Source organism: Pseudoalteromonas sp. Isolate3 (assembly GCF_022398505.1).
In the GTDB taxonomy this organism is placed as follows: domain Bacteria; phylum Pseudomonadota; class Gammaproteobacteria; order Enterobacterales; family Alteromonadaceae; genus Pseudoalteromonas; species Pseudoalteromonas apostichopi.
Genome location: NZ_JAKEVN010000268.1, coordinates 1 through 883, shown reverse-complemented (window position 1 = coordinate 883; position 883 = coordinate 1). Strand labels below are relative to the sequence as shown.

Sequence of the window (883 nt, the reverse complement as noted above, 5' to 3'; positions counted from 1 at the left end):
TTTCCCCATTCGGAAATCCTAGTCTCAAGCGCTTTTTACTAGCTTGACTAGGCTTATCGCAAGTTAATACGTCCTTCATCGCCTCCAACTGCCAAGGCATCCACCGTGTACGCTTAGTCACTTAACCATACAACCCAAACGGGTCTTTGTTAGTGACAGCTGTTAACTTCGCCAGAAGTTAATTCATCAAATAATGATGAGAATACTAAAGTAGATACCAATTAATCTTTCGATTAATGGCATATTTTTACTTTTGAAAACTCTTTATAGATACGAATATCTATAAGAATTTTAATATCAGCTTTCCAAATTTTTAAAGAGCAAGAGAATAAACTTCTCAAAATTAAACACACTCTATTCTCAAGCAGTTTATTACCTGATTAAGAATGTTTATTTTTAAGGAGTAAAAGTGGTGGAGCTAAGCAGGATCGAACTGCTGACCTCCTGCGTGCAAGGCAGGCGCTCTCCCAGCTGAGCTATAGCCCCACATATGCTGGTACTTACTGTTTAGTTTCCACTTCAAAGAAGTGGTGGGTCTGAGTAGATTTGAACTACCGACCTCACCCTTATCAGGGGTGCGCTCTAACCAACTGAGCTACAGACCCAAACAATAAGTGTTGTTCTCTTTACAATCAACAATCATCTGTGTGGACACTACGAACAAATAAGTTCTAAATCGTATAAGGAGGTGATCCAGCCCCAGGTTCCCCTAGGGCTACCTTGTTACGACTTCACCCCAGTCATGAATCACTCCGTGGTGAACGTCCTCCCGAAGGTTAGACTATCCACTTCTGGAGCAACCCACTCCCATGGTGTGACGGGCGGTGTGTACAAGGCCCGGGAACGTATTCACCGCATCATTCTGATATGCGATTACTAGCGA

The 883-nt window shown here is 42.6% G+C and carries 2 tRNA genes and 2 rRNA genes; all 4 read right to left on the bottom strand.

The window, feature by feature from the left end:
- Positions 1-127: ribosomal RNA gene (locus tag L1D46_RS20770) — 23S ribosomal RNA — on the bottom strand; the annotation flags it as partial.
- 283 nt (positions 128-410) lie between these two features.
- Positions 411-486: transfer RNA gene (locus L1D46_RS20765), tRNA-Ala, on the bottom strand.
- 42 nt (positions 487-528) lie between these two features.
- Positions 529-605 (bottom strand) — tRNA-Ile (locus tag L1D46_RS20760).
- 76 nt (positions 606-681) lie between these two features.
- Positions 682-883: ribosomal RNA gene (locus L1D46_RS20755) — 16S ribosomal RNA — on the bottom strand; the annotation flags it as partial.